Annotated in this window: 21 protein-coding genes and 3 pseudogenes; 12 read left to right on the top strand and 12 right to left on the bottom strand. The window is 59.2% G+C overall.

Features of this window, described 5'->3' with window-relative positions; translation table 11 throughout:
- Window positions 1-135: 135 nt before the first annotated feature.
- Together nusB and efp are read right to left on the bottom strand one after the other, a co-directional pair.
- On the bottom strand, window positions 136-636 hold the full coding sequence (gene nusB / locus DXZ77_RS02825) for a transcription antitermination factor NusB (protein WP_084441436.1): 501 nt from the start codon (window positions 634-636) through the stop codon (window positions 136-138).
- Window positions 636-1,196, bottom strand: a complete 561-nt coding sequence (efp, locus tag DXZ77_RS02820; RefSeq protein WP_028327977.1) for an elongation factor P — start codon at window positions 1,194-1,196, stop codon at window positions 636-638. The genes nusB and efp overlap by 1 nt, the downstream gene beginning before the upstream one ends.
- Before the next feature lie 140 nt (window positions 1,197-1,336).
- On the opposite strand from efp, the gene DXZ77_RS02815 reads away from it, so the two are divergent.
- The gene (locus DXZ77_RS02815; protein WP_115029767.1) at window positions 1,337-3,010 is read left to right on the top strand and encodes a peptide ABC transporter substrate-binding protein; all 1,674 of its coding nucleotides are present in this window, start codon (window positions 1,337-1,339) and stop codon (window positions 3,008-3,010) included.
- A 15-nt stretch (window positions 3,011-3,025) separates the two neighbouring features.
- Here the strand turns inward: DXZ77_RS02815 and aroB are convergent, their stop codons facing one another.
- The 8 genes from aroB to DXZ77_RS02775 form a co-directional block, all read right to left on the bottom strand.
- Window positions 3,026-4,177, bottom strand: coding sequence for a 3-dehydroquinate synthase (aroB, locus tag DXZ77_RS02810; RefSeq protein ID WP_115029765.1), 1,152 nt, complete (start codon window positions 4,175-4,177; stop codon window positions 3,026-3,028).
- Window positions 4,174-4,722, bottom strand: coding sequence for a shikimate kinase (locus tag DXZ77_RS02805; protein ID WP_306746499.1), 549 nt, complete (start codon window positions 4,720-4,722; stop codon window positions 4,174-4,176). Before DXZ77_RS02805 ends, aroB begins: the two co-directional genes overlap by 4 nt.
- Window positions 4,719-5,939 (bottom strand): chorismate synthase, encoded by a 1,221-nt coding sequence (aroC, locus tag DXZ77_RS02800; protein ID WP_115032459.1) that lies wholly within the window; start codon window positions 5,937-5,939, stop codon window positions 4,719-4,721. The genes DXZ77_RS02805 and aroC overlap by 4 nt, the downstream gene beginning before the upstream one ends.
- Window positions 5,940-6,002: 63 nt before the next feature.
- A complete protein-coding gene (locus tag DXZ77_RS02795) occupies window positions 6,003-6,944 on the bottom strand; it encodes a shikimate dehydrogenase (RefSeq protein ID WP_258553095.1) in 942 nt (313 codons plus the stop codon).
- Window position 6,945: 1 nt separating this feature from the next.
- Window positions 6,946-9,216 (bottom strand): endolytic transglycosylase MltG, encoded by a 2,271-nt coding sequence (mltG, locus tag DXZ77_RS02790; protein ID WP_115029763.1) that lies wholly within the window; start codon window positions 9,214-9,216, stop codon window positions 6,946-6,948.
- Entirely contained in the window at window positions 9,213-9,725 is a 513-nt protein-coding gene (ruvX, locus tag DXZ77_RS02785; protein WP_115029761.1) for a Holliday junction resolvase RuvX, read from the bottom strand. Before ruvX ends, mltG begins: the two co-directional genes overlap by 4 nt.
- 32 nt (window positions 9,726-9,757) lie before the next feature.
- Window positions 9,758-12,448: an alanine--tRNA ligase gene (gene alaS / locus DXZ77_RS02780; RefSeq protein WP_115029759.1), complete on the bottom strand. Its 2,691-nt coding sequence runs from the start codon at window positions 12,446-12,448 to the stop codon at window positions 9,758-9,760.
- A gap of 153 nt (window positions 12,449-12,601) precedes the next feature.
- Entirely contained in the window at window positions 12,602-12,862 is a 261-nt protein-coding gene (locus DXZ77_RS02775; RefSeq protein WP_115029757.1) for a hypothetical protein, read from the bottom strand.
- Window positions 12,863-13,419: 557 nt separating this feature from the next.
- Between DXZ77_RS02775 and DXZ77_RS02770 the strand changes: the two are divergent.
- The 11 genes and pseudogenes from DXZ77_RS02770 (at window position 13,420) to DXZ77_RS02730 (ending at window position 25,404) form a co-directional block, all read left to right on the top strand.
- A pseudogene (locus DXZ77_RS02770) lies at window positions 13,420-14,408 on the top strand (ABC transporter permease).
- Window positions 14,408-15,358: an ABC transporter permease gene (locus DXZ77_RS02765; RefSeq protein WP_115029755.1), complete on the top strand. Its 951-nt coding sequence runs from the start codon at window positions 14,408-14,410 to the stop codon at window positions 15,356-15,358. Before DXZ77_RS02770 ends, DXZ77_RS02765 begins: the two are co-directional and overlap by 1 nt.
- Window positions 15,355-17,528 (top strand): annotated as a pseudogene (locus tag DXZ77_RS02760) (ABC transporter ATP-binding protein). The gene DXZ77_RS02765 and the pseudogene DXZ77_RS02760 overlap by 4 nt, the downstream one beginning before the upstream one ends.
- On the top strand, window positions 17,521-18,807 hold the full coding sequence (locus tag DXZ77_RS02755) for an ABC transporter substrate-binding protein (protein WP_258553094.1): 1,287 nt from the start codon (window positions 17,521-17,523) through the stop codon (window positions 18,805-18,807). The pseudogene DXZ77_RS02760 and the gene DXZ77_RS02755 overlap by 8 nt, the downstream one beginning before the upstream one ends.
- Window positions 18,732-18,893, top strand: a pseudogene (locus DXZ77_RS12660) (hypothetical protein); the annotation flags it as partial. The gene DXZ77_RS02755 and the pseudogene DXZ77_RS12660, both read left to right, overlap by 76 nt.
- Window positions 18,894-18,947: 54 nt before the next feature.
- Complete coding sequence (locus DXZ77_RS12655) at window positions 18,948-19,232, top strand: hypothetical protein (protein WP_371667045.1); 285 nt, start codon at window positions 18,948-18,950, stop codon at window positions 19,230-19,232.
- Window positions 19,233-19,579: 347 nt separating this feature from the next.
- On the top strand, window positions 19,580-21,193 hold the full coding sequence (locus DXZ77_RS02750; protein WP_115029753.1) for a peptide ABC transporter substrate-binding protein: 1,614 nt from the start codon (window positions 19,580-19,582) through the stop codon (window positions 21,191-21,193).
- 138 nt (window positions 21,194-21,331) lie between these two features.
- Entirely contained in the window at window positions 21,332-22,258 is a 927-nt protein-coding gene (locus DXZ77_RS02745) for an ABC transporter permease (protein ID WP_115029751.1), read from the top strand.
- Window positions 22,251-23,207, top strand: a complete 957-nt coding sequence (locus DXZ77_RS02740) for an ABC transporter permease (protein ID WP_115029749.1) — start codon at window positions 22,251-22,253, stop codon at window positions 23,205-23,207. The genes DXZ77_RS02745 and DXZ77_RS02740 overlap by 8 nt, the downstream gene beginning before the upstream one ends.
- A gap of 29 nt (window positions 23,208-23,236) precedes the next feature.
- A complete protein-coding gene (locus tag DXZ77_RS02735; RefSeq protein WP_115032455.1) occupies window positions 23,237-24,358 on the top strand; it encodes an ABC transporter ATP-binding protein in 1,122 nt (373 codons plus the stop codon).
- Window positions 24,355-25,404, top strand: a complete 1,050-nt coding sequence (locus DXZ77_RS02730) for an ABC transporter ATP-binding protein (RefSeq protein WP_115029747.1) — start codon at window positions 24,355-24,357, stop codon at window positions 25,402-25,404. Before DXZ77_RS02735 ends, DXZ77_RS02730 begins: the two co-directional genes overlap by 4 nt.
- Before the next feature lie 107 nt (window positions 25,405-25,511).
- Here DXZ77_RS02730 and DXZ77_RS02725 read toward each other — a convergent pair whose 3' ends face one another.
- Together DXZ77_RS02725 and DXZ77_RS02720 are read right to left on the bottom strand one after the other, a co-directional pair.
- On the bottom strand, window positions 25,512-25,979 hold the full coding sequence (locus DXZ77_RS02725) for an ATP-binding cassette domain-containing protein (protein WP_181816004.1): 468 nt from the start codon (window positions 25,977-25,979) through the stop codon (window positions 25,512-25,514).
- Window positions 25,939-26,382, bottom strand: coding sequence for an ATP-binding cassette domain-containing protein (locus DXZ77_RS02720; RefSeq protein ID WP_115029743.1), 444 nt, complete (start codon window positions 26,380-26,382; stop codon window positions 25,939-25,941). Before DXZ77_RS02720 ends, DXZ77_RS02725 begins: the two co-directional genes overlap by 41 nt.
- Window positions 26,383-26,506: the final 124 nt, after the last annotated feature.

The raw sequence follows: 26,506 nt of genomic DNA, 5'->3' as shown, positions 1-26,506 counted from the left end.
GAACACTGCCGCGGCAACACAATTCCGCAATCCTACGAGCGCAACATCACCAACACATCCACCTGCAACATCACCAGCACACGCCAGGAGGGGCATGCACCACCAGCGCACGCCCCTCCTGACACACCACGCTGATCACATCAACGTGGACTTCACCTCGACGATACGACTCAACAAACCATTCACGAAGCTCGGAGACGAATCCGTCGACAAATCAGCCACCAACGCAACAGCCTCCGCCACGGCAACACCATCAGGTGTCTCATCGTGGTACAGAACCTCCCACGTCCCGACCCGCAACGCAGCACGATCAACCGCCGGAAGACGATCCAACGCCCAACCCTGCGAATACGTCGAAATAGCATCATCGATAGCAGCCCAATGATCAGCCACACCCTCGACGATCTGCGCCGCAAACGCACGCGGAGGATTCACCCGCGCCGGATGCGCCACCCGCTCAGCCAGCATCTCCAACGGACGCTTACCCCGCTGCTCAGCCTCAAACAAAATATCCAAAGCCTCACGACGAGCCTTACTGCGCGCAGACGTACCCGACCCCTGGCCAGGCTTACCCGAACGAGAACGCTTACCCGCCCCCGAACCACTGCGAACAGACTCCGAAGAGCTCTGCGACATCAGTTCACACGGCTCAAGTACGAGCCATCACGCGTATCGACCTTGACACGAGTACCGGTCTCCAGGAACAACGGCACCTGAATCTCAGCACCCGTCTCCAACGTCGCAGGCTTAGTCCCACCAGTGGACCGGTCGCCCTGCAAACCCGGCTCCGTATACGTGATCTCCAACTCCACCGACGCAGGAAGCTCAATAAACAACACCGAACCCTCATGCGTAGCAACCGTGGCTTCCATGTTCTCCAACATGTACTTCGCCGCGTCACCAACAACGCTGCCCGGCACCGTCAACTGGTCATACGTTTTCCCATCCATGAAAACGTAGTCGTCGCCGTCCTTGTACAAGTACTGCATCGAGCGCTTGTCGACATTGCTGGTCTCGACCTTCGTGCCAGCGTTAAACGTCTTATCGACCGTCTTACCGCTCGTCACACTCTTGAGCTTGGTACGGACAAAAGCCGGACCCTTACCCGGCTTCACGTGCTGGAACTCAATAACAGTCCACAACTGGTTGTCCAACACCAGCACCATGCCGTTTTTCAGATCGTTCGTCGTTGCCACGTAAGTCGACTCTCTCTTCGAAAATGATGTCCGAATAACTCTCGGCCCACCAGTCTATCCGCGCCACCGGCCCTTCGCAGACTCCACCAACAACACCCCGCCCTCCACCTCCACCACCCCACCCGTGGCAAGGTGGCTACATGCGAAACCGGGGGAACACACAAGAACGACCCAGTTCCATCCCAACACCCCACACCCGCCGCCGCGCACACCGGCGGATCCTCGTCACGCTCGCATGCACCCTACTCACCACCGCCTGCACCCACCCCAGCCCCACCCCCACCGCACCCTCACAACCCCCCATCACACCACCACCAGTAGCCCCCGAAACACCCATCCGCACCAACACCCGCGCCGCAGGCCCCTCACTCTTCCCCGCCGACATCACCGACGACGCCACCCGCCGCATCGCCCAACTCATCTACCGCGGTCTCTACTCCATCGACCCCAAAGGAAAAGCAGTCCCCGGCCTCGCCAACACCATGACCACCAGCAACCACACCACCTGGACCGCCAAAATCGACCCCCGCGCCCAATTCGCCGACGGAACCCCCATCACCGCCGAAGACATCGCCGCCTCCTGGACCCTTACCGCAACCCGCACCAAAACCACCGGAGTAGCCACCCCCCTCACCCTCATCGAAGGCTACGACGAACACGACCCCAAAAACACCGACCCCCTCAGCGGCCTCAACGTCATCAACCCCACCACCCTCCAAATCACCCTCACCACCCCCACACCACGCTTCAACAAACTCTCCGCCGACATCACCATGGCCCCCTTCCCCGCCAAACAACGCACCGACCCCACCGCCCTAGCCACCAAACCCACCGGAAACGGCCCCTACCGCCTCGAAAAACCCTGGACCGGCAAAGGCACCTACACCCTGCGCCCCAACTCCACCTACATGAGCCCCCAACAAGTAGCCAACACCGGAATCGAATTCCACACCTACGACAACCTCGACACCGCCTACCTCGACCTACGCGCAGGAAAACTCGACGTCATCGACGAACTACCCCCCAACCGCATCCAAGAAGCCACCGACGCAAAACTCCAAGTCGCACAACAACCCGTCGGCATGAACCAAACCCTCGACTTCCCCACCACCCCCGAATGGCAAGGAATCGAAGGACGCAACCGCAAAGCAGCCATCGGCGCCGCCCTAGACCGCAACACCATCGCCGAAACCAACTACGACGGCGCCACCACCCCCGCCACCGACCTAGCATCCCCCGTCGTCGACGGCTACTCCAACGACATCTGCGGAACCCTCTGCATCCACGACCCCGACCAAGCCCGCGCCCTCTGGTCACCCAACTCACCCCACAACATCACCATCGCCTACCTCAGCAACGGCACCGAAGCCGTATCCGCCGGCGCCATCTGCTCCGCCCTCGTCGAAACCCTCCCCATCACCTGCGACACCCGCCCCTACCCCAACGAACAAGCACTAGCCAACGCAGTCCGCAACGGCAAAATCAACGGCCCCTACCTACGCACCTGGCGCATGCGCCAACGCGACCTCGGCGCCTTCCTCGTCCCCCGCTACTCCCCCGACGCCCAAGAAAACTGGAACTCCTACACCGACCCCCTCGCCGAACTCCACCTACGCCTAGCCAACGCAGCAACCAAAAACTCCGCCGCCATGGCCGCCCACCAAGAAGCCGAACGCTACATCCTGCGTGGTCTACCCAGCCTGCCCCTATGGTCATTCAACGCCACCACCACCTCCACCTCCGCCGTCACAGGCGTCGTCACCGACCCCACCGGCGTACCCGTCTACACGCACATCACCCGCCCCCCGCAATAACCCACCCCCCACACCTCACCCCGACACCGCAGCAAAAGCCTCCCGCAACAGCCCCTCATCCGGCCCCACAAGCCGCCGCGGAACCCCCACACCAGCAAGAACCACAAACCGCAACGTCGACCCCCGCGTCTTCTTATCTCGCCCCATCACCTCCACAACATCAGCAAACCCAGCCCCCGAATACCCCACCGGCAACCCCAAACCCGACAACACATCCCGATGCCGCCGCACCACAGCCGCATCCAACAACCCAGCAGCACAAGCCAACTCAGCCGCAAACACCATCCCCACCGACACCGCATCCCCATGACGCCACGTATACCCCTCAAGATTCTCAATAGCATGCGCCAACGTATGCCCATAGTTAAGGAACTCACGCTCCCCCACCTCACGCAGATCCCCCGTCACAATCCCCGCCTTCACCGCAATCTTGCGCTCCACCAACTCCCGCAACACCCCAGACTCCGGATCCACCGCCCCCAGAGGATCCTGCTCAACCAACTCAAGAATCCGCCGATCAGCAATAAATCCACCCTTAACCACCTCAGCCAAACCCGCCGCCACATCCGCCTTCGGCAACGTCCGCAACACCGATAAATCAGCAAAAACCCCCAATGGCGGATGAAAAGCCCCCACCAAATTCTTCCCCTCAGCCGTATTAATCCCCGTCTTACCCCCCACAGCCGCATCCACCATCCCCAACACCGTCGTCGGGACCTGCACCACCGACACCCCACGCAACCAACTCGCCGCAACCCACCCAGCCAAATCCGTCACAGCCCCACCACCCACACCAACAACAACATCCGAACGCGTAAAACCCGCCCGCCCCATCCGCGACCACAAATCCGCAGCCACACCCACCGTCTTAGCCGCCTCACCATCAGGCACACACACCACAAGCACCTCAACACCCCCACCCCGCAACTGCCCAGCAATCTCCCGCGCCAACCCCTCCACCGCACCAGCATGCACAACCAACGCCCGCCCAGGACGATTCGCAGCAGGATCAGCCACCACACCCCCACCACCGGCACTCATCACCAACGCAGCCACCTCAGCAGCCAACCCCCACCCCACCACCACGTCATACGCCCCCGCCCCCGCAGCAGGCCCCACATGAATAACGCTACGAGCACCCTCACACCGCACACCATCAACACTCATTGCACTCCCCCGCTATTCAACTCATCAGACAACAACGCAACAACAGCCTCAACCACCTCATCGGGCTCTTTGCCATCGGTATCAACCCTCACCGTCGCCACATCCACATAAATCGGACGCCGCTGCTCCATCAACGCAAGCCACTGCCCCCGCGGATTCAACGCCAACAACGGCCGCCCCTGATCAAACCCAGTACGCCTACCCGCATACCGCAACGACACATCAAGAAACACCACACACCGATCCCGCAGCAACACCTGCGAGACCGGATCAAGCACCGCTCCCCCACCCAACGCCAACACACCACACCGATGCGCCAACGCATCAGCAACCACCTCACGCTCCACCGCGCGAAAAGCCGCCTCCCCATCATCAACAAAAATATCCGCAATATCCTTGCCAGCCCGCTGGGTAACAAGAACATCCGTATCAGCGAAATCAACACCCAAACGCGCAGCCAACAGCCGCCCCACCGTGGACTTACCCGCTCCCGGAGGCCCGGTTAAAACAATGAGCGACGAATCAACACACATCTGCTCAGTCACCACGTCCTCTTCCCAGCAGGCATAGCCTCCAAATATCCCCTCACATTACGCCGCGCCTCCACCACGCTGTCCCCACCAAACTTCTCCGCAACAGCCTCAGCAAGCACCAAAGCAACCATCGCCTCAGCAACCACCCCCGCCGCGGGCACCGCGCACACATCCGAGCGCTGATGAATAGCCTTCGCCGCCCCCTGACCAGTGATATCAACCGTATCCAACGCATGCGGCACCGTACTGATCGGCTTCATCGCAGCGCTCACCCGCAAAACCTCACCATTGGTCATCCCCCCCTCAAGACCACCGGCACGCCCCGTACGACGACGAATCACCCCAGCACTATCACGCTCCATCTCATCATGCGCCTGCGAACCAAGCCGAGCGGCACTATCAAAACCATCGCCAACCGCCACCCCCTTAATAGCCTGAATCCCCATCAACGCCCCAGCCAGACGCGCATCCAACCGCCGATCCCAATGCACATGCGCCCCAAGACCAGGAGGGCACCCATAGGCAAGCACCTCAACAACCCCACCAAGAGTGTCACCAGCGCCACGAGCCGCATCGATCTGCTGCACCATCGCCTCGGAGGCCACAGCGTCAAAAGAACGCACCGGATCACCATCAAGGGCATCCACATCATCAGGAGTCGGCAAAGCTGCCCCATCAGCAGTGCCCGCACGACCAATCGAAACGGTATGAGAAACAAGACGAATATCCGCTACCTGCTGCAAGTAACACGAGGCGTAAGCACCTAAAGCCACCCGGGCTGCAGTCTCACGCGCAGAAGAACGCTCCAACACATTTCGCGCATCGTCCCACCCATACTTCTGCATACCAACCAGGTCAGCATGCCCCGGCCGAGGACGAGTGAGCGGCTTGTTACGAGCCAACTCCTTCGGCGCATTGGCATCATCGCTACGCACCAACGCATCAGCACAAACCGGATCAGGAGACATTACCGTCTCCCATTTCGGCCACTCCGAATTACCTATCTCCACAGCAATGGGAGACCCCAACGTGACGCCGTGACGCACACCGCTAAGCACGCGCAATGCATCCTTTTCAAACTTCTGGCGTGCACCTCGCCCATACCCCAAACGCCTACGCGCAAGCGCTGCCTCAACATCGTGTGAGGTCACTTCCACGCCCGCTGGCATTCCTTCAAGGATGGCCACCAGGGAAGGGCCATGGGACTCACCTGCTGTCAACCAACGCATGAAACTCATGGTGTCACGGCTGGTGCACTCCCCCGGACGCTTACTCGGGGATTGGGCGGACAGCTACAACGTGACAGCCTGCTCCAAAGCCTGACGCATATGTGCGACATTCGGTGTGTGCCCTGTGAAGGCTCGCACTTGGGCCGCAGCTTGGTGGAGCAACATGGGAAGCCCTGAAATAACGCGTGCGCCAGCCGCCTGTGCCCAGGCGCCCAAAGAGGTGGGCCAGTTGGCATAAACGACATCCATCACGACGCCTGGAATCGGGTCTTCGCCCCGGGGCGGCAAGCTGAGATCAGCACCCGTGGGAAGAGTGGAAATAGTCACTTCGGCTTCATTAACGCATCGCTGCAGGCTCACCGTGTCAGTGAGGTCCAGGGTGTCAATGTTGACTTCAAGACGTTTGGCTAAGTCGGTAGTGGCAGGTCGCACCTGAGAGCGCACAGCGAATGTGACGTGCTCAACCCCGAAGGAAACCAGCGCCGCCAAAGCGGCTCGGGCCGTGGCACCAGAGCCAATGATCAGTGCGTACTCGGCGTACCGGATCCCAGCTTCTCGGAGAGCGCTCTCTACACCGACGATGTCTGTGTTGTCTGCTGCCCAGCCGCGGCCATACGGAATGAGAGTGTTAGCTGCTCTGAGGTCAGCTGCACGTGCGCAGACAAGGTCGGCTGCAGCCAGTGCATCTTCCTTCAAAGGCATCGTGATTGCCATACCCCGCCAGCGGCTGTGGCTGGCGTGCACGGTAGAGAGGTAATGCGCCAAAGTTGGTTCACCAGGGCCACCGACGGCGTAACGCTGAAACCGCCAATCGCTAAAACCGAGCTCGCTGTAAGCAGTTCGATGTAGCAGTGGGGAGAGAGAATGATCGATGGGTGAGCCAAGAACGGCAGCAACGTTGGGGCCATGGGTTCCGGCTGCGGCGCGCACCAGATCTTCTTCTTCACGAGCGGTGTCGATGACCGTGAGGAAGTTTTCGGGTGGGAGCACGCCGCAGCCGGGCACGTCAGCAGGTTCCTGGGTGTTGCTGGCACCACTGCTGGAACTGGCGCACAGCGTTGTCGTGTTCGGCTTTGGTGTTGGAGAACACGGTGGTTCCTTTGACTGGGTCAATGGCGACGAAGTAAAGCCAGGGGCCTTCGGCCGGTTGGATGGCGGCTTTGATCGACTGGGCTCCAGGGTTGCCGATAGGTCCGGCGGGCAGGCCGTCATTGACGTACGTGTTGTAAGGGTTCTTGTTGGCGCGTTCGGCGTCTGTGGTGGTGATAGAGCGGTTCTGCACGCCGTAGCTGACGGTGGAGTCCAGCTGCAGGCGCATCGGTTTGGCAAGACGGTTGAGGATGACGCGAGCAACCTTAGGCCGGTCTTCATTAAGGCGTGCCTCGGCTTCAACGATGGAAGCCAAGGTGATCATCCGTTCGGCGTCTGCTTCTTGTACGCCAAGGTTTTTCAACTGTTCCAGGGTGTGGTTGACCATCTGGCGTAGTTGTTGTGCCGGTGTTGTTCCGGGGTCGAACTCGTAGGTGGCTGGGAATAGGTAGCCTTCAACGTTGCCTTTGGCTGAGGCAGGCAGTTTGAGGATGCTGGGGTCGCTTTCGTTCTGCTTTTCAACTGCTGCGTAGTCCGCTGGTTTGTGGTTAGTTACTTTGGCGAGTTCCTCGAAGACCTGAGCTTTCCAGAGCCCCTCGCGGATGGTGACGCGGTGCACGGCTCGTCCGGTGCTGCGCATTTTTTCAAGAGCGCTATCAGCAGACATCTCTTTAGCTAGGGCGTAGGTTCCAGGCTGGATTTCTTTGCCGGGGTTGTTTTCTAGCGCTTTGATGAAGGCGCGGGCAGATTTGACGACGCCTTCTTTCTCCAGGGTGTTGCCGATTTGGGATCCGCTTTGTCCTGGAGCAACAACGATGTTGACTGAACCGGTTCCTTCACCGTCGTAGTCGGGGGTGCTGAATGCGCGATAGACGGTGGTTCCGAGGGTCACGGTTGCCACAAGGAGGAGTACCGCGACGATTGTTAGGAGGCGTTTTCCGCGTCGCTGTGGTGGTTTGTCGTTGCGGCGGATGCGTCGTCCTTGATCGGGGCGCAGGTTTTGTTGAACGCGGCGGCCTTGTTCCCCGCGCATGCCTTGTTCGATTCGGCGGCTGGGGGTGCGTGGTTCGGCCTCGGGCTCAACATCTTCACGCTCGCGCTGCCGTTTACGCTCACGCCTACTGAACCCACGCGACGCAGGAGATTCTTCGTCGTCGAATCCGCGACGGCGGCTGGGGGTGCGTGGTTCGGCCTCGGGCTCAACATCTTCACGCTCGCGCTGCCGTTTACGCTCACGCCTACTGAACCCACGCGACGCAGGAGATTCTTCGTCGTCGAATCCGCGACGGTCGCTGGGCTCTGGAGCGTCGTAGCCGCGACGACTACGACGACTGGGTTGCTCCTGTTCCCGAGAAGAACGAGGTGTTTCGGGGTCAAAACCCCGCCGAGGCCGCATGGGCTCCTCATCGTCAAATCCGGCGCGCATCCCAGGATCTGGGGCCTCATAGCCGCGACGACTACGACGACTGGGTTGCTCCTGTTCCCGAGAAGAACGAGGTGTTTCGGGGTCAAAACCCCGCCGAGGCCGCATGGGCTCCTCATCGTCAAATCCGGCGCGCATCCCAGGATCTGGGGCCTCATAGCCGCGACGACTACGACGACTGGGTTGCTCCTGTTCCCGAGAAGAACGAGGTGTTTCGGGGTCAAAACCCCGCCGAGGCCGCATGGGCTCCTCATCGTCAAATCCGGCGCGCATCCCAGGATCTGGGGCCTCATAGCCGCGACGACTACGACGACTGGGTTCGTTGTCTGTCTCGGGGCGGCGTCGGCTACGAGTGAGCTCTTCTGTGCTGCGGATGAGTTCGCCGGTGTCTATGCCACGTTTCCTGCGGTCAGGGTTTTCGTATTGGCGGGTGCGGCGAAGAAGTTCTTCGAGAGGATCGAGCTCTTGGGTGGAGTCGTCGGTGTAGTGAGCCGAGGTCCAAGGTTTTTCCTCTTCGTGACGTTGAGTACGTGAGGAGCGTTGAACGAATCGGATGGGTTCGGTAGGTTCCGGTTCGGAACGGCGGCTGCGGCGCGGCGGTTCGTCGTAGTAGGTGTCGCGTCGTGGCTCTTCGTCGTAGCTTCGACGTGTTGCGCGTTTAGGGCGCTTGTTGCGCTGGTTCCGGCTGGCGCGGAGTGAGGCGCGGGTGACGAATTCCTCGGCAGGCCGGGGATTGTAAGGATCCTCGGGATACTGCGAATTCATGTACGTCTCCTATGCCTAGGTTTTCGGCCCCCGATGATGGACCCGGGAACGCGGTTGAAGTCGCGTTCGGCGTCCAATGCGCTTTGCAAGATCATGACTGCCGCGACTTGATCGACGACTGACCGGTGCGTTTTCGCGGCCCGGCCGCTCGAGTGCAGTGCGCGGTGAGCATCCACCGTAGTAAGTCGTTCGTCCATGAGTCGAACAGGGATGGGCTTAACGCGTGCGACGAGAGCTTGTGCAAACGTTTTCGCAGCGTGTGCCGACTGTCCCTCGGCTCCAGATAAGTGCATGGGGAGGCCAACGATGATTTCGATGGGTTCGCACTGACCAACAAGCGCAACGATGCGTTCGAGGGCATCGGGAATGGCAGGGGTGTCCCCTTTTGCGGGGACACCCTCTCGTGGGTAGGTGTCGACCGGCACCGCGAGGATTGCCTCGTGATTGCAGGTAGCTACGCCGACGCGTGCAGCGCCGACGTCAACGCCGATACGTACTCCAGACCGCACTGTGCCGCTCCCGGTTGTGTTGTGTTACTGGTTCAGCGGGTGGCGATCGCGTGGCGCACGGCTTCGAGCGCGTCAGCGATTTTGGTGGTGTCGGTGCCGCCGCCTTGGGCGATGTCGGGTTTGCCGCCACCGCCGCCACCGAGAATGGTCGCGGCTGTTTTGACGAGCGCTCCGGCTTTGATGCCTTCTTTGCGGGCTGCCTCGTTGGTGGCAATAACGATAAGCGGACGTTCTTTGGCCACGCCAGTGAGCGCTACGACGGCGGGTTTGTCTTCGCCGAGGCGTCCGCGGATGTCTAGAACGAGGGAGCGGACATCGTCAGCTCCGGCGTCAGCTCCCAGGTCATGGGTGAGAACGGCGACGCCTGAGATGTCGATTGCGTCGTTGGCGAGGTTGGCGTTAGCTGCGCGTAGCTGGGCTGCACGCATGGCTGTGAGTTCTTTTTCGGTGCTCTTGAGTTTGGCCATGAGGGCGGCGATCCGGTCGGGGATATTCTCGCCCTTGGCTTTGACAAGGTCACTGATTTGGGAAAGAAGCAGCGATTCGGTGGACAGGTGGCCGTATGCGTCCATGCCGACGAGGGCTTCGACGCGGCGCACTCCAGAGCCTACGGATTGTTCGCTGAGAAGTTTGACAACGCCGAGTTGGCCAACGCGCATGGCGTGGGTGCCGCCGCAAAGTTCGCGGCTCCAGTCTCCGATGCTGACAACGCGGACGTGTTCGGGGTATTTCTCGCCGAACATTGCCAGGGCCCCTGAGGCGAGTGCTTCGCCCTTGGGCATGGTGGCAGCTTCGACGGCTTCGTCGCCGAGGATCACGCGGTTGATTTGTTCTTCAATGGTGGCGAAGGTGTCGGGGTCGATGGGGTTGTTCCAGGAAAAGTCGAACCGCAGGCGCCCAGGCATGTTTTCAGAGCCTGCCTGGGTGGCGGTGCTGGCGAGGTTGTCACGCAGTGCCTGGTGGACGATGTGGGTGGCGGTGTGAGCGCGGGAGGAGTCACGGCGGCGTGCGGCGTCGACGATGGCGGTGGCGGTCTGTCCGACACCGAATTCACCAGCGAGCACTCGTCCCTTGTGGACGACTAGGCCAGTGACGGGGCGCTGTACATCGGTGATCTCAATGCGGGCTCCGTCGACTTCGATGATGCCTTTGTCGGCGAGCTGTCCACCCGATTCGGCGTAGAAGGGGGTGCGGTCGAGAACGAGTTCGATCTCGTCGCCTTCGCAGGCGCTGCGGACCGATCCAGAGTCGCTGAGAACGCCCATGATGCGTCCGGGAGCGGTGGTCTCGGTGTAGCCGAGGAATTCCGTGGGCGCGGACATGGTGTCGGCGATTTCTCGGTACAGGTGCAGGTCTGTGTGACCCATCTTTTTGGCTTTGGCGTCAGCTTTGGCGCGCTGCTTCTGCTCGTTCATGAGGGAGCGGAAGCCTTCTTCGTCAACGGACAGGCCTTGTTCGGATGCCATCTCCAGGGTGAGGTCGATGGGGAATCCGTAGGTGTCGTGCAGGCTGAACGCGTCGGCGCCGGAGAGTTGGGTGCGTCCTTGGCTCTTGGCGTTGGCGACTGCGGTGTCAAGGATCGCAGTGCCGGCGGTAAGGGTGCGGCGGAATGCGTGTTCTTCTTCGAAGGCGACGTTGGAGATTCGGTCCCAGTCGCGGCGCAGTTCGGGGTAGGACTTCTCCATTTGGGCCACGGAGACGGGGAAAAGTTCGGGTAGAACTGGGTCGGTGACGCCAAGGAGTCGCATGGAGCGGATGGCGCGGCGTAGCAGGCGGCGCAGAACATAGCCGCGGCCTTCGTTGCCGGGGGCAACGCCGTCTCCGATGAGCATGAGGGAGGAACGGACGTGGTCGGCAACAACGCGGAAGCGAACGTCGGCGTCATTGTCTGCGCCGTATTTGCGGCCGGAGAGTTTTTCAGCGGCGGCGATGACGGGGTAAACCTCGTCGATTTCGTACATGTTGTCGACGCCTTGCATGAGGAAGGCGACGCGTTCTAACCCCATGCCGGTGTCAATGTTTTTGGAGGGCAAGAGGCCTTCGACGGTGAATTTGTCTTTGGCGGTGACGTCGGTGATTTGTTCGGTTTGGAAGACGAGGTTCCAGATTTCGAGGAAGCGGTCTTCGTCAGCTTCAGGGCCACCGTCGGGGCCGTATTCGGGGCCGCGGTCAATGTAGATCTCGGAGCAGGGGCCACCGGGGCCTTCGACGCCCATATGCCAGTAGTTGTCTTTGAGGCTGCGGCCTTGGATGCGTTCGTCGGGGATACCTACTGCGCGCCAGTAGTTGCGGGCTTCGATGTCGCCTTCGGGGTGGTCGGGGTGATGCCCAGGACCCAGAACGGTGACCCAGACTTTTTCGGGGTCGAAGCCGAGGTTTCCTTCTTCTTGAGGTCCAGTGACGAATTCCCAGGCGAATTCGATGGCTTCTTTTTTGAAGTAGTCACCGAAGGAGAAGTTGCCGTTCATTTGGAAGAACGTGCCATGGCGGGTGGTTTTACCGACTTCGTCGATGTCTCCGGTGCGTACGCATTTCTGCACGCTGGTGGCGCGGGTATAGGCAGGGGTTTCGGCGCCGAGGAAGTAGGGCTTGAAGGGGACCATTCCAGCGTTGACGAACAGGAGGTTGGGGTCGTCGTATAGCAGGGGTGCACTGGGCACCACGGTGTGCGCCTTGCTCTCGAAGAATCGGAGCCAGCGACGCCGGATCTCTGCGGTTTCCATCGACACAACCCTTCACTCGCGGTGCGTTCGCTGCCGGATTTTCCGGTAGGTAGCGCCCTTCGTGCAACAACAACGATCGCACTAGTATGCCGCCGCTCCCCTGGGCAACCCCAAAGCAACCTGACGACAACCGCAAAGCGAGTCGGGAAAAGGTTAGGCGCGGTGGCGTCCTGGGGCGGTACGGAAGGGACGCCAGGCTGCATTTGCAGCGCGATTGAGGCCAGGAACCCACAGCCCCAAGGTTGCCCACCCGATGAGTTCACGCAGCGCTGTTCGCCATGCCGAGGTACCGAGCGTGCGGTGGCGTCCAACTGGTGGGACAACTGGTGCAGGAATATGCAGCCGGTCCGTGTAGGCCGACTGAAGGAAAGCACGGGCGTTTGTGGAGACAGTTGTGGTGTGTACCAAAGTCATGGGAAAACCTCCTGAGGTTCCCGATTCTTAATGACATTGGCGTAATTCAGATTGACCGCGCTTTCACTGGCGTGTCGCGGTAACTCGTACATTCGTCCGGGACACTCGTCCGAGTAATCAAATAAAAATTGAGGACTGTTTTCTCGGCCTGTATATCTCACAGCCGGGTATTTAATTTGCGCAATATGTGAATCAGGTCACTACGTGCAGGGTTTGTCGCAACAGCACTCCTGCGTCCGCACAGAGTTTGAGTTACGTGCACCACACAGGCGCTCATCGCTTACCTTTTGGGGATCAGATCTTCGGGCGAGGCCCGAACAAGCTAGTCATTAGGCCTAATTCGCCCTTTTTCGGTGTGCCCGCCGGCAGTATCACGCCGTAGCAAACGCACCGAAAAACCCTCCGGAAGATCCGTTACTTTCCGGCACCGTCGCCGTTCCACAGGTGGGGTGCACCTCGAGACAGGGCTCTGTCCCGTGAGAGAAAGGGTTGTCGCCCATGCCCCGCTATTTGCTGGTTGTATCTGGGGTCTGCCATCCAATCCCGGAGGTGGCGACGTGCTGAAATACCTTTTCAGGCGCCTAGCAAACTACTTCGTGATGATTTTTGTGGCGACACCGGTGGCGTATTTGGCCGCCGTGACAGTCATGAAACCCGAAACAGCGCTACTGCAGCGCACTCCACGCCCCACCATGGAACAAGTCACCGCGCAGCTGCAGGAAGCTGGGCTGGATCCAACCCTGAACCCGTTCCAGCGTTACCTGGTGTGGCTGAAAAACGTGGTTTTCACTTCGACTGGGGCATGGGGCCAGACGGCTCTAGCATCAACCAAGAATTCCTTACCAGAGCAGTTATTTCTGGGCGCCTCGTGCTACTGGCAACACTGTTGTCGATCGTCATCGGCATTGCTCTAGGCGTGTTCGCCGCTTCGCGGCAGTATTCCTTCTCAGACCGTTCAGTTACGACGCTGAGCTACGTCATTAGTTGCATCCCGGCACCGGTGATTTACCTGACTGTGCAGATGGCTGGTATCGATCTCAACGACGCCGTGGGAACGCGTTTGCTCTACGTCTCTGGCATGTATTCGGTGCCGCAGCCCGAAGGGGCGGTGGAACGTGTTGTCGACATAGCGCAGCACCTTGTTCTTCCTACGGTGGCGCTGACGATTGTTGCTTACGTCAGCTATCAGTTGCTGCAGCGGTCTTTGCTCTTGGACAACATCAACGCTGATTACGTGCGTATGGCCCGCGCGAAAGGGCTCACGAAGTCCCAAGCGGTGCGTAAACATGCTCTGCGTACTTCTTTCATCCCGGTGGCGCAGTCGATCGCCTTCCAGATTCCTGGCATTTTTACCGGCACATTCATCATCGAGGCGGTGTTCGCTTGGGAGGGCCTGGGCCGGTACACCCTCGATGCAATTACGTCGACACAAAACGTCAACGCAGCCGTGGCCGGAGTGGCTTTCGGTGGAGTGATGTTCGCCATCGGTGCTATCTGCGCTGACTTGTCGGTGGCGATCGTGGATCCGAGAGCGAGGGTCGCCTGATGACTAGCGATGCACACACCTGCACTGAGCCCCCGGCACCTCTGCCTGGCGGAGCTGCTGCGCCTGTGGGCTCTGTTCAGCCGGAGCATGCGATCACGCGTAAGTCCACGCTCATTCTGCGCCGACTGTTGCGGAACAAAGGAGCGATCGTTGGCCTGGTGATGCTGGGCTTGGTCGTGGTTTTCGCACTTGCTGGGAACACCATCAACTCGTTTTCGTACACCGATCAGGACCTGATGAATTTGGGGGCTGCCCCTGGTGAAGGCGGCCATATTCTTGGCACCAACGCTGGCGGGTTAGATCTGTGGGCGATGTTGGTGCGCGGTACTGGAAAGTCTTTGCTTATCGCTTTGTGTGTGGGCGTGCTCGCTCCGCTAATCGGGGCGGTGTATGGCACGGCGATTGCTTTCTGGGGTGGCACACGTGAGCGGATAGGCATGTGGCTGTTGGAGATGCTGATTTTGATGCCGTATTTCCTGGTCATCGCGGTGTTGATGGGCTCCAGTCAGGGGAATGCTTTCCAGTTGGCGCTGTATTTGACGTTGTTTGGCTGGATGGGGTTGGCGCGTGTGGTGCGAGCCACGACGCAGTCGTTGCGTGAGCGTGAGTTCGTTGCGTGTGCGCGGTACATGGGTGTGTCGGATTGGCAGATTATCCGGCGGCACATCATTCCGAATATTGGCTCGTATTTGATTCTCAACATTGTGTTGGGAACGTTCGGGGCGATCATCGCCGAGACGTCGCTGAGCTTCCTGGGTGTGGGGGTACGGCCGCCGGATGTCTCTCTTGGCCAGCTGATTGGGCAGTCAGCCAGTCAGTTGTCTGCTTATCCGTGGATGTTCTGGGGTCCGGTGGCGTGTCTGCTGTGGATCACTTTGTCCTTGTCTTTGGTCGGTGATGGTCTGCGTGACGCTCTCGGCCCCAACAGCAAGTCCGGAGGCCGAGCATGAGTAACGTTGTTTTGTCTGCTGAGCACACTGTGTCTTCTCCGCAGGAGCAGGCGGTTTTGTCGGTGCGGGATTTGCATGTGCGGTTTCCTTCCGAGGCTGGGGTGGTGCATGCGGTACGCGGCATGGATTTTGATCTGTTCCCGGGCCGGGTTTTGGGGATTGTTGGCGAATCGGGTCGGGTAAGTCAGTGACCTCGCTGGCGATGATGGAGCTTTTGCCTGACAGCGCGAAGATTTCGGGGTCGATCACGTACCAGGGCAAAGAATTGATTGGCCTGTCTGATCGGCAGATGTCGGCGCATCGTGGCCGTGATATCGCGATGATTTTTCAGGATCCGCTGAGTTCGTTGACGCCGGTGTTCACGGTGGGGCAGCAGATTATTGAGGCGTTGCAGGCACATCAATCGCTGTCGGCGAAGGCAGCTCGGGCGCGCGCGATTGAGTTGCTCGAGATTGTGGGGATTCCCAGCCCGAGCTCGCGCGTGGATTCCTACCCGCATGAGTTTTCTGGCGGGATGCGCCAGCGGGTGGTGATCGCGATTGCGATCGCGAACAATCCGCGCGTAATCATCGCTGATGAGCCGACGACGGCGCTGGATGTGACGATCTAGGCGCAGATTTTAGATGTGTTGAAAGTGGCGCAGCGGGAGACTGGTGCGGCGGTGGTGATGATTACGCACGATTTGGGTGTCGTGGCGGGCATCGCTGATGACGTGATGGTGATGTATGCCGGGCGTCCGGTGGAGAAGGGTCAGGTGGATGACATTTTCTACCGGCCGCGGATGCCGTACACGCTGGGTTTGTTGGGTTCGATTCCGCGGGTTGATCGGCGGGAGAAAGCTTCGTTGGTGCCGATTGAGGGAAATCCGCCTAATTTGATTCATGACCCGACGGGGTGTCCGTTTGCGCCTCGCTGCCCGTTGGTGGTTGATGCGTGTGGTGATGGTGAACCTGCGGCTGTGATGGTGGAGCCGGGGCATATGAGTGCGTGTGTGCGGCATGAGTATTTGCGTGACATTCAGGGCGCCACGGATGTGTTCCCGGTTCCTGCGGTGGCGCATTCACCGTTGGAGGGGGTGCCTAGGCAGCAGCGGCAGACGTTCTTGGAGGTGGAGAACCTACACAAGCATTTCCCGCTGAAGAAGGGGGCTTTGTTTAAGCGTCAAGTCGGCGAGGTGAAGGCCGTTGATGGGGTCTCTTTCGATGTGCGTGAGGGTGAGTGCCTGGCCATCGTGGGTGAGTCTGGGTGCGGTAAGTCGACGACGTTGCTTGAGATCATGGAGATGGATCCGGCCACGGTTGGCAAGATCGTTGTGTTGGGTAAGCCGGTTGCGTCGTTGCGGCGTAAGGCTGAGATCACGGCATTGCGGCGCAATGTGCAGTTGGTGTTTCAGGATCCGATGGGGGCTTTGGACCCGCGGTTCACGGTGTATGAGTTGATCAGTGAGCCGTTGCGGGCTTTTGGAATGCCTGAGGATCAGCGGCAGCAGCGCACTCGTGAGCTTATGGCCACGGTGGGCTTGGAGCCGGACCATTTGAACAGGTTTCCTTCGCAGTTCTCAGGTGGTCAGCGTCAGCGCATCGGTATCGCGCGGGCGCTGGCGTTGAACCCCAAAGTGATTGTGTTGGATGAGCCGGTTTCGGCGTTGGATGTGTCTGTGCAGGCTGGGGTGATCAACCTGCTGGACAGGCTCAAGGCGACGTTGGGTATTTCGTATTTGTTTGTGGCCCATGATCTGGCTGTGGTGCGTCACATCAGTGACCGGGTTGCGGTGATGTACCTGGGCAAGATTGTGGAGATCGGGGATGTGGATTCGGTTTTCGATAATCCACGGCATCCGTATACGCGTGCGCTTCTTTCGGCTATTCCGCTTCCTGATCCGGTGAAGGAGCGGACTCGTGAGCGCATTGTGTTGCGGGGTGATTTGCCTAGTCCGTTGAACCGGCCGGTGGGGTGTGATTTTGCCTCGCGGTGTCCGGTGGTGGAGCTGCTGGATGAGCAGCAGCGGCAGCGGTGTCGTGAGGCTGAGCCTGCGTTGGAGGCTGTTGGTGCTGGCGATCACCAACAGCCTTGTTTTTTCCCTGATCGTTTGCGTGTTGGGGAGCAGGTAGGTGGGGGAAGTAACGCTGGTGTGGGTGGCCTGTTCGGGGAAGGACAATGCCGTGAGTAAACGCAGGTGCACTATGGCAGTGGCGATCGTGATGGCTGCTGTGCTGGGGGTTTCTGGTTGTGCTGGTGGGGGTGGGCAGGATTCGAAGAGTTCGGTGGGTAGTCATGATCCTGCTTCGTTGGTGCAACGTAATCCGCAGGATCGGGCTCATATGGATAAGGGCGGCACCGCCGTTTTCGTGATGAAGACTTTTCCAACGAACTACAACGGTCTGCACACCGATGGCAACAATCATAGTTGGGGTCAGATCACAGCAGCCACAGATCCGATGCTGTTTATCTATTCGCCGCAAGGGGCCAGTGCCCGCACTGAGTACCTCATCAAGATGCCGCATGTGGAGGTCAGCGGCGGCAAACAGGTGGTCACTTACGACCTCAATCCGAAGGCGATCTGGAATGACGGGACCAAGATCGATTGGACTGCTTTTGAGGCCACGTGGAAGTCTCAGCGTGCATCGGTAGATGAGGGTAAGTACAACAACTCTGGCGCCACTGCTGGCTATGAGGACATCGAGTCGGTAGAGAAGGGGGATACCCCTGAGCAGGTGGTTGTGACTTTCAAAAAGCCTTTCAATCCGATCACTGAGATTTTTGCATCTTTGATCCACCCGAAGGTGGCGAAAGATCCAGAAACTTTTAACACCCTGATGAAGACGGATCCGCATCCAGAGCTGCGTTCTGGACCGTTTGTCATCAAGGAAATTGATGATCAGAGCAGGACTGCCGTCATCGTCCCTAATAACAAGTGGTGGGGAAATGCACCGATGCTGGATCGGGTGGTGTTTCGTCAGATGGAGGAGTCGGCAACCATTCTGGCGTTCAAAAATGGGGAGATCGATGCCACGGATGTAGCAAATAAGGCACGGTTGGAGCAGATCCGTGGCACTGCTGGGATGGAATTACGCCACAGCCAGCTGCTGTACAACAACGTCTATATTTTCAACGCGAACTCACCGAGCCTCAAAGACATAGCTGTGCGTAAAGCCATCTGGCAGGGATTGGACCGGGAGCAGCTACGGAAAATCCGATTCAATGGGATCGACTACACCGAGAAACCGGTCGAGTCTGGGTTGTTCTTCTCCTTCGACCCACGAGCTGAGAACAATATGCCAGTGAAGTTCGACCCGCAGGCTGCACGGAAAACGCTGCAGGATGCGGGGTATCTTCCCAGGCCGACGGGATCGTCGCGAAAAATGGCACGAAGCTGTCGGTTCGCTACACAACTTTTGGCGATGCCCCACTGCAAGCAGCGCTGGCGCAGACCGTCCAGTCCCAGCTGAAAGCCATTGGTATCGACCTGCAACTCGATATCCGCCCGTCCGCACAGTTTGGAAGCACAGTCGAAAAGAAAGACTTCGACTTCCTCCCCATGGCATGGACGGCAAGTACGAACAGCCCCCTGGGGGGAATGTGTCAATCAATGTGCTCCGATTCCAGTAGCAACTTCTCTGCCGCAGGCAGCCCAGAGATTGATACCCGTCTCAAAAAGCTTGGGTCCATCACAGATGAAGAAGAACAAGCCAAAGAGATGAACGCTGTGGAAAAGGAATGGATGGCCGCAACGTACGGTCAACTTTCGCTATGGAATGGACCGAAGATCACCGCCACGCGTGAAGGGCTAGCCAACTGGGGGCCCAGTTTGTTCCAAGAACTGACCCCGAAATGGGAAGAAGTCGGATGGCAGAAAGGCTTCAAGAAAGGGTGACCCAACTTATTGCTTGAGGGTCCTTTCTTTGCAGCCAAGGAATCCCCGTGACCATATTTCGGACACTGGATTTCTTGGCCGTCTTTACGCCCAAAATCAGGCATAACACCCCAATAACCACATTCACCGGCGTGCCGTCGCACTAATCGGAGTGGACAAAAAGCGGACATAGCGTACCTTTACGCAATCGGATGAATTTTTGCGCGTCCGCTGGTCACCCCACATATGCCCCGGCGCGCCCTCATCCTGTGCCCCCGCGGCACCGCGCCCGATGTCATCAACGACACCCGGGCGCCCTTCGGAGAACGCAACGATGCGCTCCCCGTTGACGCAGAAAGGAAGTGCAGATGCCTATCCGCACACGCGCCGCCCTCGCAGTCGGCCTCTCCCTCACCACGCTTCTGGCCGCCTGCGGCGGCGGAGGCTCCAACGGTTCAAAGGTGGAAGGCGGGGCAGTCACCATGCGCGGCTGCAACCCCCAGAACCCCCTCATCACCACCTCCACCAGCGAGGTATGCGGCGGCGACGTCCTCGACGCGGTCTCCTCCGGGCTCGTGCGATACAGCGCACAAAGCGGAGCGCCCGAAAAAGACATGGCCGAATCCATCGAGACGACGGACAATCAGCACTTCACCGTCAAACTCAAACCAGGCCGCAAATTCTCCGACGGCACCGAAGTCAAAGCCAAAAACTTCGTCGACGCCTGGAACTGGGGCGCATACGGACCCAACGCCCAAATCAACTCCTACTTCTTCGAACCCATCAAAGGCTACGAAGACCTCCAAGGCGACAAAGGTGCACAGCCCAAAGCCAAAGAGATGAGCGGCCTGAAGGTTGTTGACGACCACACCTTCACCATCGAAACCACCCAAAAAATCGCCAACCTCGAAGTCCGCCTCGGCCACGCCCCCTTCATGCCGCTACCCGACGTCTTCTTCAAAGACACCGAGGCATACGGCAAAAAACCCATCTCTGCTGGCCCCCTCATGGTCGAAAACTGGACCCCCAACCGAGAAATCGTGCTGGCGAAAAACCCGCACTACGACGGCCCAGACAAAACCCAGGTCGGCAAAGTCACGTTCCGCATCTACCAGAACTCTGACGCTGCCTACAAAGACGCCCAAGCCGGCAACCTCGACATCGACAACGACCCGCCACAGTCATCCCTCATCAACGAGAAGTACAAAAACGACTTCAAAAACCGAAACATCTCGGCGCCCATCGCCGGCAACGGCACCATCGCGTTCGCGCCCAAAGAAACCGACCCCAGCATCCAAAACCCCAAACTGCGCCAAGCGCTATCCATGGCGATCGACCGCGAAACCATCAGCAAACAGATCTTCGCTGGCGCTCGCGTCCCCGCCACCGGGTGGGTCCCCCCAGCCGTTGACGGCCACAAAGCTGGCGGCTGCGGCGAATACTGCACCTACAACCCCACCAAAGCCAAACAACTCCTCGAAGAAGCCGGTGGCTACACAGGCACCCTCACCTTCAGCTACAACGCCGACTCCGACCACGGCCCCTGGACCAAAGCCGTCTGCAACAACATCCAGCAGAACCTCGGCATCAACTGCGTCTCCACCCCCGTAGTCGACTTCAAAACATTCCGCACCCAAATCACCAAACATGAAATGAAAGGCATGTTCCGCGCCGGATGGCAGATGGACTACCCCTCCATCGAAAACTTCCTCACCCCCCAGTTCTCCACCGGCGGATCCAGCAACGACGGCAAATACAGCAACCCCGAATTCGACAAGAAACTCGCTGAAGCCGTCGAAGCGCCCTCCTTGGAAGAAGCGAACAAGGAATACCAAGAAGCAGAAAGCATGCTCGCCAACGACATGCCCAGCATCCCGATGTTCGACTACATCCGCCAAGTCGTATACAGCGACCGCATCAGCGACATCAAAATCACCAAAAAAGGCACCATCGACTGGGCCTCACTCAAAGTTAAAGGCTGACAACAGCCCCAGTAACACCCCCGCGCACCTCCGGGGTGCCGCGTCTACAACGACGCGGCACCCCACAAAGCCGCACCATCACGGCCTACACCCCCACCACGCCACACCACACACCGCCACAGAGCAGGAGCCAAAACTGTGGGCACCTATGTTCTGCGCCGACTACTACAGATGATCCCTGTCGTACTGGGCGCAACCTTCCTCATTTTCGCGATGGTCTTCGCACTACCCGGAGACCCCACTGTCGGTAAATGCGGTGAGCGCCCATGCTCACCCGAATTCGTTGCTGAATTCCGCGCCCAACACAACCTGGATGACCCCCTGATCATCCAATACGCGAAGTGGGGAGGAAATGTACTCCAAGGCGACTTCGGAAAGAACTACTTCGGCAACCCCATCAGCGAAGAGCTCACCGAACGCTACTCAGTCACCGGGCAACTAGCCATCGTCGCCGTCACCGTCGAAATCATCATCGGTGTCCTGGCCGGAATCCTGGCTGGAATCCGCAAAGGCGGATTCATCGACGCCCTCGTCATGGTCGGAACCCTATTCGTCATCTCCATCCCGATCATCGTCATCGCCCCCATCATGCAACTCGTGTTCGGGATCCAACTCCAATGGTTCCCCGTCACCGTCGGCTACGAACCCGGCTGGTACCAGCTCCTCCTGCCCGGATTCGTCCTCGGATCCCTATCCATCGCCTACGTCGCCCGACTCACCCGCACCAACCTCGTCGAAAATCTCCGCGCTGACTACGCCCGCACCGCACGCGCCAAAGGCCTCACCCAAAAACGCGTCGTTGGTATCCACGTACTGCGCAACTCACTCATCCCAGTCATCACCTTCATCGGCGCCGACTTCGGTGCCCTCCTAGGCGGGGCCATCGTCACCGAACGCATCTTCAACATCCCCGGAGTAGGCGGATACATCTTCGAAAGCATCGCCAACCGTGACGGCATCGCCGTCGTCTCAGCCGTCACGATGCTCGTCCTGGTCTTCCTGCTCGTCAACCTGATCGTCGACCTGCTGTACGGCGTTCTCGACCCGAGGATCAGCCATGACTGACACCAACACCACCCCCACCGGCACCACCCCCAGCAGCGTCGCCCAGGAACCCACCATGAAACCCACCACCACCGCAGAGGCCCCCGCACGGTCCCTGACCTCCGACGCCTGGCTCTACCTGCGCCGACGCCCCCTGTTCTGGGTCTCCACAATCATGATCATCACCCTCGTGCTCATGGCCATAGCGCCCAGCCTCTTCGCCCACGGCGACCCCTACGCCGCCGACCTATCCCAATCACGCGCCGAACCCAGCGCCGAGGCATGGTTCGGCCGAGACATCCAAGGCGCAGACATCTACACCCTCACCATCTACGGCGCGCGCGCCTCCATCCTCGTCGGTGTCCTCACCACCATCGCCACCCTCCTCATCGGCGCCATCGTCGGCACCCTCGCCGCCTACTTCGGCGGCATCTGGGACACCCTGCTCATGCGCGTCACCGATGTTTTCTTCGCCATCCCCATGCTGCTGGGCGGCATCCTGTTCATGACCTCTTTCCCCAACCCACCCGACGCCAGTTTCTGGGTCGTCGTAGGGAAAGTGGTCCTCGTTTTGTCTCTCTTCGGCTGGCCCAGCATCGCCCGACTCATGCGCGGAGCCATCCTCCAAATCAAAGACAGCGAATACGTCATGGCAGCCCGCGCCCTCGGGGCAGGAACAGGGCGCATCATCTTCCGCCACCTACTGCCCAACGCATTCGCACCCGCCCTGGTGGTCTCCACCATCAACCTAGGCACCTTCATCGCCGCCGAAGCAACCCTGAGCTTCCTCGGCATCGGGTTGACCTCCCCCGCCATCAGCTGGGGACTAGCAATCTCAACCGGCACCGACGCCATCTACGCCGCACCCCACATCCTGCTCTTCCCGAGCCTGTTCTTGTCGATCACCGTCCTGGCCTTCATCCTCCTCGGCGACGCCGTCCGTGACGCGTTCGACCCCAAGGCCCGATGACCGCCCCCAAGCGCAAAGAAGCCCCGCCCATGACCACCACACACACCAAACACGCCACCCACCGCAACGTCGGCCAAACCCTCCTGGAAGTCGATAACCTCCACGTCGACTTCCACACCGACGACGGCGTCGCACACGCCATCAACGGCGCCTCATTCAGCGTCGCCGAAGGCGAAACCCTCGCCATCCTCGGCGAATCCGGATCCGGGAAATCTGTCACCGCCCAAGCCATCATGGGCATCCTCGACACACCACCAGCACGCATCGCCTCCGGATCCGTGCGCTACCGCGGCCGTGACATCCTCACCCTGCCCGAAAGCGAACGCCGCAAACTACGCGGACCTGACATCTCTATGGTGTTCCAGGACGCCCTATCAGCCCTTAACCCTGTCTTCCCCGTCGGCTGGCAAATCGCTGAAATGCTCCGCGTCCACCGCGGCATGAACCGCAAAGACGCCCTCGACCAAGCCATCCGACTCATGGAACGCGTCCACATCCCCGGCGCAAAACAACGCGTCAAAGCATTCCCCCACCAATTCTCCGGCGGAATGCGCCAACGCATCATGATCGCCGTGGCCATCGCGCTAGACCCAGCAGTCCTCATCGCCGATGAACCCACCACCGCCCTGGACGTCACCGTCCAAGCCCAAATCATGCGCCTGTTGGCCGAACTCCAAGAAGAACGCCACATGGGCCTCATCCTCATCACCCACGATCTAGGGGTCGTGGCCGACGTCGCCGACCGCATCGCCGTCATGTACGCCGGACGCATCATGGAACAGGCCAACGTTTTCGACGCCTACGCCTACCCCGCACACCCCTACACCAAAGGTCTCCTCGACTCCATCCCCCGCATGGACGGTCGAGGCGAACAACTCGCCGCCATCGGTGGACTGCCGCCCAACCTGCTCGCCATGCCCCCCGGCTGCGAATTCCAACCCCGCTGCCGCTACGCCACCAGCGAATGCACCCGCACCCGCCCAGAACTGCACACCGTCGAAGACGACCCCACCCACCCGCACACCTCGGCCTGCCACTACGCAGACTCCCTCTTCGAGGGCAAACTCACCCCCCGCGCCGAAGTCACCACCACCGGCAGCATCCGCACCGTGCCCACCTCAACCACCCCCACGAACGGAGAAACACGATGAACGACGTCATCCTCCGTGCCAACGACCTCGTCAAGCACTACCCCATCCGCAAAGGTGTTCTGCGCCGCAAAGTCGGAGAAGTCAAAGCCGTCGACGGCGTCTCCTTCGAACTACGCAAAGGCGAAACCCTGGGCATCGTCGGCGAATCCGGATGCGGAAAATCCACCCTCGGTCGCATGCTCGTTCGCCTCGAACACCCCACCTCCGGCAGCGTTGACTTCGACGGAGCAGACCTGGCCACTGCCACCGGCGCCGCCCTACGAAAAATGCGCCGCGACATCCAAATCGTCTTTCAAGACCCCTATACCTCACTCAATCCACGCAAAACCGTCGGCGACATCATCGGCGAACCCTTCGACATCCACCCCACCGCTACCCCTAAAGAAGGCAAAAAAGCCGCCGTACGAGAACTGCTCGACATGGTCGGCCTCAATCCCGAACACATCAACCGATACCCCCACCAATTCTCTGGCGGTCAGCGACAACGCATCGGCATCGCCCGCGGCATCGCCTTGCGCCCCAAAGTACTTGTCTGTGACGAACCAGTTTCGGCCCTTGATGTTTCCGTCCAGGCCCAAGTCGTCAACCTCATGGAACGACTCCAAGATGAGCTCGGGCTGGCCTACATCTTCGTTGCCCACGATCTATCCGTCGTCCGCCACATCTCTGACCGCATCGGCGTCATGTACCTGGGCAAGATGGTTGAACTCGGCACCGAAGAAGAAATCTACGAACACGCCACCCACCCATACACCCAGGCACTCCTGTCCGCCGTGCCCGTCCCTGACCCCACCGTGCGCGGCTTAGGAAACCAAATCATCCTTACCGGCGATGTCCCCTCCCCCGCGAACCCACCCAGCGGCTGCCGATTCCACACCCGCTGCCCCATCGCCACCGACATCTGTGCCACTGATGACCCAGAACTCATCGACCGCCCAGACACCACCACTACTGGCGCACACCGCAGCGCATGCCACTACGCCAAGGAAAACGCCATCATCAACAGCAAACCCACCCCACCCTTGAGTGAACCTGCCGGAATCTAACCCCACATGCCTTTACCTGTCACCACACGTGACAGGTAAAGGCATGTCACCCCAAAACCACACTTCTAAAACCCAAAGGCACCCCTAAAAATCATTCACGAGCATCACTAAGCACCTAACCCACGTGTGCTTAAAACTCTTTCTTCCTGAATTGACCCCACCCCACTAGAGCAATTGAGATAGCCGCCAAAGCCATAACCCCTAGAGCAGTCATTTGAGACAGAGGGGAAACCCCAAAGATCTTCCCAGAAACCCACCTCCAAGAATTGCATCAATTCCTCAAGATCTAAGTTTTCTCGACCAGAGTATTTACTGCACGCCTCCTTTAGGTCAGAAACATCCCCCTCATAGGCAACACTTCCCTCTTTGATAATAACTACACAGTCAATAAATTTTTGCGCCTCATTGAGAAGGTGAGAAGAAACGATTATAGTCTTCCCATCATCTGCAAGCTTCTTTAGATAGTCCCTTATCCAGATTATTCCATCAGGATCTAGGCCATTAGTGGGCTCATCTAGTATGAGGAAATCCGGGTCACCCAGTAAGGACATCGCTAGAGATGGCCGCTGCTTCATGCCCATGGAATACGAGCCGACCTGCTGCTTTTTTTGCATACCCCAACCCAACTTGTTCCAGCAGTTCATCGATGCGAGAATCCGAACAATCTGCCAGCGGCGCGTAGGACCGTAAATGATCAACTGCCTTTCTCCTTTTGTCCATCGCGTCGATTTCCATTGAAAATCCCACCCTGGTCAATGGAAGAGAGAAAGATGCGAGCCGATCACCTCCATAAGTAACACAGCTTTCAGAATTATCTGAACTCATTATATTCAGCATAATCTTAAATGTGGTTGTCTTACCTGCTCCATTGGGCCCCAATACTCCTGTTATCTTCCCAGTCGGAGCAGTGAAAGAAATATCTCGAATAACCTCTTTGCGACCTAATGTCTTTTTGATATTTTCTACTCTAATTGCCATCAAAACCCCCTTCAGAGAAAAATTCCTACCCAGACCCCCTCCGCCCCCACTATAAGAACAAAGAGCGCGAGCCTAACAGGCACCCCGTCAGACATTAACGGCGTACTCGAATCCTAAATTGACA

Origin of the sequence: Dermatophilus congolensis (assembly GCF_900447215.1) — a bacterium.
Taxonomy (GTDB): Bacteria; Actinomycetota; Actinomycetes; order Actinomycetales; family Dermatophilaceae; genus Dermatophilus; species Dermatophilus congolensis_A.
Note: the sequence above shows the minus strand (reverse complement) of the source record. Positions and strands in the feature narration are given on the sequence as shown.